Annotated in this window: 8 protein-coding genes and 1 riboswitch; of the genes, 6 read left to right on the top strand and 2 right to left on the bottom strand. The window is 34.9% G+C overall.

The window, feature by feature from the left end; genetic code table 11:
- The first annotated feature begins 302 nt into the window (after positions 1–302).
- Together gdhA and thrH are read left to right on the top strand one after the other, a co-directional pair.
- Positions 303–1634, top strand: coding sequence for an NADP-specific glutamate dehydrogenase (gdhA, locus tag FYJ50_RS10300; RefSeq protein WP_154461650.1), 1332 nt, complete (start codon positions 303–305; stop codon positions 1632–1634).
- A gap of 120 nt (positions 1635–1754) precedes the next feature.
- Complete coding sequence (thrH, locus tag FYJ50_RS10295; protein WP_205946516.1) at positions 1755–2360, top strand: bifunctional phosphoserine phosphatase/homoserine phosphotransferase ThrH; 606 nt, start codon at positions 1755–1757, stop codon at positions 2358–2360.
- Between the two features lie 23 nt (positions 2361–2383).
- On the opposite strand, the gene FYJ50_RS10290 is transcribed toward thrH, so the two are convergent.
- Entirely contained in the window at positions 2384–3712 is a 1329-nt protein-coding gene (locus FYJ50_RS10290) for an MATE family efflux transporter (RefSeq protein WP_154461648.1), read from the bottom strand.
- A 98-nt stretch (positions 3713–3810) separates the two neighbouring features.
- Between FYJ50_RS10290 and FYJ50_RS10285 the strand changes: the two genes are divergently transcribed.
- Positions 3811–4692, top strand: coding sequence for a LysR family transcriptional regulator (locus FYJ50_RS10285; protein WP_154461646.1), 882 nt, complete (start codon positions 3811–3813; stop codon positions 4690–4692).
- On the opposite strand, the gene FYJ50_RS10280 is transcribed toward FYJ50_RS10285, so the two are convergent.
- Positions 4689–5339, bottom strand: coding sequence for a potassium channel family protein (locus FYJ50_RS10280; protein ID WP_154461644.1), 651 nt, complete (start codon positions 5337–5339; stop codon positions 4689–4691). The two genes, FYJ50_RS10285 and FYJ50_RS10280, sit on opposite strands and share 4 nt — an antisense overlap.
- 106 nt (positions 5340–5445) lie before the next feature.
- Positions 5446–5610: riboswitch (Lysine riboswitch) on the top strand.
- Positions 5611–5674: 64 nt separating this feature from the next.
- Here FYJ50_RS10280 and dapA point away from each other — a divergent pair.
- Genes dapA through FYJ50_RS10265 form a run of 3 tightly spaced genes read left to right on the top strand, consistent with a single transcriptional unit; the run spans position 5675 to position 8461 of the window.
- Complete coding sequence (dapA, locus tag FYJ50_RS10275) at positions 5675–6556, top strand: 4-hydroxy-tetrahydrodipicolinate synthase (RefSeq protein ID WP_154461642.1); 882 nt, start codon at positions 5675–5677, stop codon at positions 6554–6556.
- Positions 6556–7263, top strand: coding sequence for a 4-hydroxy-tetrahydrodipicolinate reductase (gene dapB, locus FYJ50_RS10270; RefSeq protein ID WP_154461640.1), 708 nt, complete (start codon positions 6556–6558; stop codon positions 7261–7263). The genes dapA and dapB overlap by 1 nt, the downstream gene beginning before the upstream one ends.
- A gap of 16 nt (positions 7264–7279) precedes the next feature.
- Positions 7280–8461: an LL-diaminopimelate aminotransferase gene (locus tag FYJ50_RS10265; protein ID WP_154461638.1), complete on the top strand. Its 1182-nt coding sequence runs from the start codon at positions 7280–7282 to the stop codon at positions 8459–8461.
- Positions 8462–8677 lie beyond the last annotated feature (216 nt).

Here is an 8677-nt window from a genome sequence, read left to right as displayed (position 1 = left end):
TCTTTTAAATTGACGTTGCTGTTCTTTTCCTTGTACTTTCGTACTTCTTTCAGGTTTTCTTGTTCAGTTTTCAAAGATCGTTTCGCTGCTCTCTTTCGAGCGCCCACTTATACTACCAAATCCTTCCTCTTCAGTCAACTCTTTTTTTGAAAAAAAGTATTTTTCATATATTTTTCTTTAAATTTGTTTTAATGTAAATTATTTTCATTTATGAAATTATTTACATTTCTGCTTTCAAATTCATTTTCTTAGTGCTATACTTTAAAAGTAAATTTGTTTTTATGAAAATATAGGAGGATACAATGGCAAACTTAGAAAAATTGTATGAAACAGTCGTTAGCCGTCAACCTAACGACAAAGAATTTTTGCAGGCTGTTCAGGAAGTTTTTGAATCTTTAAAAGTAATTGAAAAAGTACACCCTGAACAATTAGACGATGATGTATTAACTCGTCTGGTAGAACCTGAACGTCAAATCATTTTCCGTGTTCCTTGGATAGATGATAACGGTGTAACACAAGTCAATCGTGGTTATCGTGTAGAATTCAATTCTGCAATCGGGCCTTACAAAGGTGGAATTCGTTTCCATCCATCTGTAAACATTTCCATTATTAAATTCTTAGGGTTTGAACAGATTTTTAAAAACTCTTTAACAACTTTACCAATGGGTGGAGGTAAAGGAGGATCTGACTTTGATCCAAAAGGAAAATCCGATCGTGAAATCATGGCTTTCTGCCAAAGCTTCATGACAGAATTATATCGTCATATCGGTCCTAACACTGACGTTCCTGCTGGTGATATCGGTGTTGGTGGACGTGAAGTTGGTTATTTATTTGGACAATACAAACGCCTTAAAAATGAATTCTCTGGTGTATTAACTGGAAAAGGATTATCATTTGGTGGTTCTTTAATTCGTACAGAAGCGACAGGTTATGGTTTATGTTACTTTACTCAGGCATTATTAAAAGATAATGGTACTAGTTTTAAAGATAAAACGGTAGCTATCTCTGGTTCTGGTAACGTAGCAATCTACGCTTGTCAAAAAGCCACTCAATTGGGTGCTAAAGTTGTTACAATGTCTGATTCTAACGGATTTATTTACGATCCAAATGGAATTGACTTAGAATTAGTAAAAGAAATCAAAGAAGTACGTCGTGGACGTATTAAAGAATATGTTGAAGTTCACCCTGAAGCAACATACACAGCTGGTCAAAGACCTTGGTCTGTTAAAGTCGATGTTGCCTTACCATGTGCTACACAGAATGAACTGGATTTAGACAATGCCAAAGATTTAGTTAAAAATGGTGTATTTGCGGTATGTGAAGGTGCCAATATGCCAACGACTCCAGATGCAATCAAATACTTACAGGAAAACGGTGTTCTTTATGCTCCTGGTAAAGCCAGCAACGCTGGTGGTGTAGCTTGCTCTGGATTGGAAATGTCACAAAATGCTCAGCACCTTTCATGGAGTGCAGAAGAAGTGGATCAGAAACTGGAACAGATCATGGTTACTATCTTCAATACTTGTCGTGATACAGCCAAAGAATATGGTTGCGATAAACAATACGAAATCGGAGCAAATATTGCTGGTTTCTTAAAAGTTGCTACTGCAATGAAAGCACAGGGAACTGTATAGAAAAGAGTCGAAAGACTCTTTTTTTTGTTCTGTTATCTTATACACTTGTTAAATAACTGTATACATTTATTCGATTCTTTGATATAGTATAGGCATTGAATTAGAAAGGATACCCTTATTATGGATATGAATATTGTCTGCTTAGATATGGAAGGAGTTCTTGTTCCTGAAATCTGGATTGCCTTTGCCAACGAAACAGGAATTGAAGAATTAAAGAAAACAACACGAGACGAACCGGATTATGATAAACTGATGAATTATCGGTTAAATATTTTAAAAGAACATGGTTTAGGATTAAAGGAAATACAGGAAACCATTGAAAAAATTGATCCTATGCCTGGAGCTAAAGAATTTCTGGATCAGTTAAGAGAAATCACACAAGTCATCATTTTAAGTGATACTTTCACTCAATTTGCTCAACCTTTAATGAAGAAATTAGGATGGCCTACTATTTTCTGTAATACTTTAGAAGTCGATGAAAATGGAACTATTACCGGATATAAAATGCGTTGTGAAAAATCCAAACTCACTACAGTAAAAGCTTTACAATCCTGTGGTTTTCAAACCATTGCATCAGGTGACAGCTTTAATGACCTGGGTATGATTCAGGCAAGTAAAGCCGGTTTCTTATTTAAAAGTACTGAACAAATAAAAAAAGACTATCCACAATTTCCTGCTTTTGATCAATACGATCAGCTTTTAGAAGCCATCAAGAAAGCATTATAAAAGGAAGAGCTGCCCTCTTCCTTTTATTGTTCTACTCTAACTTTTTTCCATTTATGATAAAACAGATTTGACAACATTGTTGAAACACTCCATCCAACTGGCCATGACATCCAGATTCCAATGTACCCAAACATCTTTGAGAATATAATGGATAATAGAACCCTTAATAATAAATCCACAAATGTGGATTTCATAAAATCACTCATTTGACTGGAACCTCTTAAAATACCATCCACAACAAGCTTCAATGAAATCACAAAATAGAATGGACTTACAATCTTTAAAAAGCTGACTCCTGAATTGACCACATGCATGGATGGATTTTCCAAAAACAGATCAATCAGCTGTTTGCTGCAAATAAAATATAAAAATACAATTGGAATACAGATGATCCAAACCATCTTGACTCCTGCCTTGTATCCTTCATGCACTCGTTTATATTCGTTTGCTCCCATATTTTGCGCCGTATAATTTGAAATTCCATTTCCAATGGTCGTAAAGGAAGTAATGACCAGGTTATTTAGTTTGGTTGCCGCACTGAATCCAGCAATTACACTGGCTCCAAAGCCATTCACAATAGACTGTATAATAATATTTCCTACAGAGACAAAGCTTTGCTGCAGTGTACTTGGCAATGCGATATTCACAATACGCTTTAATAAAGAAAAAGAAAAACATTTGACTTTTTTTGTTTTGATTTTTCTTAATCGATCAAAAACCACCCAGCATGCAAGGATACAGCTCACTCCCTGACACAGAAAGGTTGCCCAGGCTACACCTGCAACCCCCATTTTCAAATATCTTACAAATAAATAATCCACTAATATATTGGAACAGGAAGAAAATGCCAAAAAATAGAATGGTGTTTTTGAATCTCCCAATGCACTAAAAATACCATTGGAAACATTGTAAAAGAATAAAAATGGCAATCCCAGCATATAAATATCTAAATATACTGTTGAATCCATAAAAATCAAATCAGGAGTATGAATCAGATTTAATAAATTCTCTGAAAATAAAAAACCGACCATCATTAAAAATCCACACACTACAACAGTGAATAAAATAGATGTATAAATTGCAGTTTTCATTCTTTCAAAATTCTTTTCTCCATATAACATAGAAGTAATTACAGAACATCCCATATTGCATCCAAAAGCAAAAGCGATAAAGATCAATGTGATTTCATAACTGTTTCCTACCGCTGCTAATGCGTTTTCTCCAATAAATTTACCCGCAATCAAACTATCCGCAATATTATACAATTGCTGAAATATTACACTTCCAAACAATGGTAAACAGAATTTCCATAATACTGTACTTGGATTTCCAATGGTCAAATCTTTGTTCATTTTATCCCTCTTTTCAAATTTGTATTATATTTTTTTATTATTCATGTGTAAAATGTATATTAGATATGTTTAATATATAAATTTGATATGGAGGAATTATGAATATCAGCTTTGAATCGTATAAAATATTCTATTATGTTGCCAAATATAAAAGTATCACAAAAGCTGCCAATGCGCTTTACAGCAATCAGCCCAATATAAGCCGATGCATCCATAAATTAGAAGCCGATTTAAAATGTAAATTGTTTGAAAGATCCAATAAAGGTGTCACTTTAACGCCTGAAGGAAATTCATTATATGAACATGTAAAAATCGCAATAGAACAGATTATGGAAGCTGAACAGGAATTATTAAAACAGGAAGAATTAGAATTCGGCTCCATTTCTATTGGTGTAACCGAGAGTGCATTAAATATTTTTCTGTTAAAAAAACTGGAACTTTTCCATAGAAAGTATCCAAATATTCATTTACGAATTTCAAATCATTCTACACCTCAAGCCATTCGAGCTTTGGATCAGGGTCTTGTTGATTTTTCAATCGTGGTGACGCCAACCATTATACCCTCTTATTTAAAGCAGACATCTCTGCTGGATTTTAAAGATATTCTTGTTGGTGGTATTCAATATGCATCATTAGGTCAGTCTATTCATTCTTTGAACGAAATTATACAGTATCCAATGATTATGCTTGGTAAAGATACGATGACTTATGCTTTCTTTTCACAATTTTACTTTAACCATAAACTGGAACTATCCAGTGAATTTGAAGTGGCAACCATGGATCAGGTTTTGCCTCTGGTTCAGCACAATCTTGGTTTAGGATATCTTCCTTATCCTTACGCAAAAGAATATATCGAAAAAAAAGAAATTGTTTCGATTCCTTTGAAAGAAACAATTCCTATGCGTAAAGTTGTACTGATTGAAGATAAAAGAAAACCTTTAAGCATCGCATCTAAAGCTTTTATCCAAACTTTATTTTAATCGTATTTAAAAACTTTTTGAATCTGTTTTATTTGTCCAATCACAAGCAGTCTCATATTTTTCGCAAATTTTGTGTATGGACCAAAATCCATTGTGACACAATCATCAATCTTAATTCCAATCACATTGATATGATATCGATTTCGAACATCCACTTCGGAAATGGTTTTTCCAATCCAGGATGCAGGAACATCCAATTCATAGATCGCATGATTTTTGTCCAGTTCAATATAATCAAAAATATGCTCAGAGCTGACACGAATGGCCGTCCAGTTGGCAAGCTGTCTTTCTGGGTATACCGCTTCATCGGCTCCATTTCGCAATAAGAATTTTTTATGACGATCTCGACAAGCACGGGCAACCACATATTTTGCCCCTAATTCTTTTAATAAAGATGTTGTTTCCAGTGAACTTTGAAAATCATCACCAATGGCACAAACACAACAATCAAAATCCGATACACCTAACGTATTTAAAAAATTTTCATCACAGCTATCGCCAATTTGTGCCACATGTACATAAGATAAAACCGCATCAATTCGGCTTTCCTGTTTATCAATGGCCATAACCTGATGTCCCATTTCATATAATTTTTGTGCACAGTGTCTTCCAAATCGACCCATACCAATAATTAGAAATGACTTCATGTCCTTTTTCACCTCGTTTTTAAAAATAAGCTTGTATAAATATATATATAGGAAGTTTCAGATTATGTAAAGATTATTTGATTATTTTTTTTCAAAGAGTATAATTTAACTTGATAGAGGCGCGGTAACGACAAAAAAATTGAGAGTCGGCAGGCATTTGATCAATTTTCTAAGCAATATCGCCGAACTGTTTTTTCAGGCATGAAAAAATGGTGGACTGATAGAGAATATCTGTCAGGCTGTCTACTTTAGTAGGAGTGCTATCTTAATTTGATTGTTTTTGTCAGTAAGATAGTGTGCTTACTGACATTTTTTATAAGAAGGAGAAGAAACAAATGAAACCAATTAAAGGAAGCATTGTTGCACTGGTTACTCCATTTCATGAAGATGGAAGTGTAAACTTTGAAAAATTAGAAGAATTGTTAGAATGGCACATTGAAAACAAAACCGATGGAATTCTTGTATTGGGAACCACTGGAGAAAGTTCAACGATGACGCAGGAAGAAGACGATAAAGTTGTTGAATGTGCGATCCGTGTTGTGAACCATCGTGTACCTGTCATTGTAGGAGCGGGGTCTAACTCAACGGCTGCTATGAAAGAAAGAAGCATTAAATATGAAAAGATGGGAGCCGATCAATTATTGCTGATTTCTCCATACTACAATAAAACAAATGAAAGAGGAATGATTGCCCATTTTATGGAATGTGCAGATGCTGTTAATATTCCTATTATTTTATACAACGTTCCTGGTAGAACCGGATGTTCTATTTCTGAAAACGCGATCAAAGTATTATCAAAACATCCAAATATCATTGGTATCAAAGAAGCCAGCGGAAACATTGGATATGCCACAAATATTGCCCGATATTTAAGCGATGACTTCGTGATGTATTCTGGAAACGATGATATGATCACAACCATTATGGCTTTAGGTGGAAGTGGAGTCATTTCCGTTCTTGCGGATATTGCCCCAGCGATTACACACAATATCGTACAGGAATATTTAGATGGAAACACAAAAGAAAGTTTACGTCTGCAGTTAAAATATTTAGATGTGATTCATGCCTTATTCTGTGAAGTCAATCCAATTCCAGTAAAAGAAGCCATGAATATGATGGGAATGAATATTGGTGGATATCGTCTTCCTTTATATGAAATGGAAGAATCCAATAAAAAACGTTTACACGATGCATTAGAACAGGCAGGTTTACTGTAATGAAAATTCTTGTAATCGGAAAAGGAAGAATGGGTTCTTTAATTGAAACAACCGCTCTTTCACATGGTCATGAAGTCATAGGAAAAGTAGATATTTTTGATTCAGACCAGATTCTAAATACATCCTGTGATGTTGTCATCGATTTTTCACATCGAGACAATGTGAAATGGGTATGTGAATATTGTAAAGAAAAGAATGCCAGTCTGGTAATGGGAACAACTGGATTGGAAGAAGAACATATGGAATCTCTTCATGCATTGTCTAAAACCAATGCGGTTTTCTTCTCTTATAACTATTCTTATGGTGTAGCCGTTATGCGAAAAGCTTTAGAATTGGTTACCCCATTATTAGAAAAAGATTTTGATATAGAAATGGTTGAAAAACACCACAATCAGAAGGCCGATGCTCCCAGTGGTACGGCTATGATGTTACTGGATACACTGGATCCAGAAAAAGAATACAAACATGTATTTGGTCGTCAGGGAATGGTTGGAAAACGTCAGAAAGAAATTGGTATCAGTGCCATTCGTGGAGGAAGTGTTGCTGGAGAACATACTGTATTTTATTTTGGACAGGATGAAACCATTTCCATTAGTCACAATGCGACCAGTCGACAGATTTTTGTCAATGGAGCCATAAAAGCAGCTGAATTCATTGTGAATCAGGAACCTGGTTTCTATTCAATGGATGATTTACTAAACCAGTAAGGAAGGAATAATCAATATGAGTATAAAAGTGAATGAAAACTATAAAAATTTAGCACAGAATTATTTATTTAAAACCATAGCAGAGAAAGTATCTGCTTATACACAGGCTAATCCAGATAAAAAAATCATTCGTTTAGGAATTGGGGATGTCACTTTGCCTTTGACACCAAGTGTAATTGAAGCTATGCATAAAGCAGTAGATGAAATGGGACATCAGGAAACATTTAAAGGATATGGTTCTGAAGCTGGTTATGATTTTGCCATTGATGCAGTACGAAACCATTATGAAAAATCAGGTGTCATTTTAAAGAAAAACGAAGTCTTTATTTCCGATGGAGCCAAAAGTGACTGTGGAAACATTACCGATATTTTTGGAGACAATGAAATTCTGATTCCAGATCCTGTCTATCCTGTATATCTGGATTCCAATGTGATGTGTGGAAGAAAGGTTCAATTTATCGCAGCCAATCAGGAAAACGGATTTTTACCTTTACCAGATGCCATTGAAAAGAAAAGCTACATCATCTATATCTGTTCTCCGAACAATCCAACAGGAGCTGTTTATAATAAAGAACAATTGAAACAATGGGTTGATTTTGCCAATGAAAGCGAATCGGTCATCATCTTTGATTCTGCCTATGAAGCTTTTATTCACGGAGATTATCCACATTCCATCTTTGAAATTGAAGGTTCTCGTACATGCGCCATCGAAATCTGTTCTTTATCAAAAACAGCTGGTTTTACAGGAACTCGTATGGGATGGACCATTGTTCCAGAAGAACTGGTCTGCTCAGGTACAGCCTTAAATCCAATGTGGAATCGTCGTCAGTCCACAAAATTTAATGGAACAGCCTATATCATTCAAAGAGGTGGCCAGGCTGCATTAAGTGAAGAAGGTTTTAAAGAATGTCAGGAAAACATCGCCTATTATATGGAAAACGCAAAACTGATTGCTTCCGCTTTAGATGAAAAAGGAATCTGGTATACTGGTGGTATTTCCAGTCCTTATATCTGGTTAAAATGTCCAAACAATATGTCTTCCTGGGAATTCTTTGATTATTTATTAAATGAACTTCAGATTGTAGGAACTCCTGGATGTGGATTTGGTCCACAGGGAGAAGGATATTTCAGATTGACTTCTTTTGGTTCCAGAGAAGCTACCTTAGAAGCCATTGAAAGAATGAAAAAAGGATTGTAATCCCTACTTAAAGGATTGGTAAATGATACAACCCTAGTCAAGTAGACATGGGAAATATTTAAAAATCTCATCGATCAACAACCCATTCCGAGAGTGTAATATAAACCGTGTAAGTTGAGAGCGTACGGATCAACTTCACGGTTTTTATTATTATCTATGCTATGATATAGGAGAAAAAAGGAAATGAATGAAATGGCAAGACAAAAAAGAGACCCT

Origin of the sequence: Floccifex porci (genome assembly GCF_009696175.1) — a bacterium.
Classification (GTDB): Bacteria; Bacillota_I; Bacilli_A; order Erysipelotrichales; family Erysipelotrichaceae; genus Floccifex; species Floccifex porci.
The sequence above is the reverse complement of the archived record's forward strand: the minus strand, read 5'-3'. Positions and strand labels throughout refer to the sequence as shown.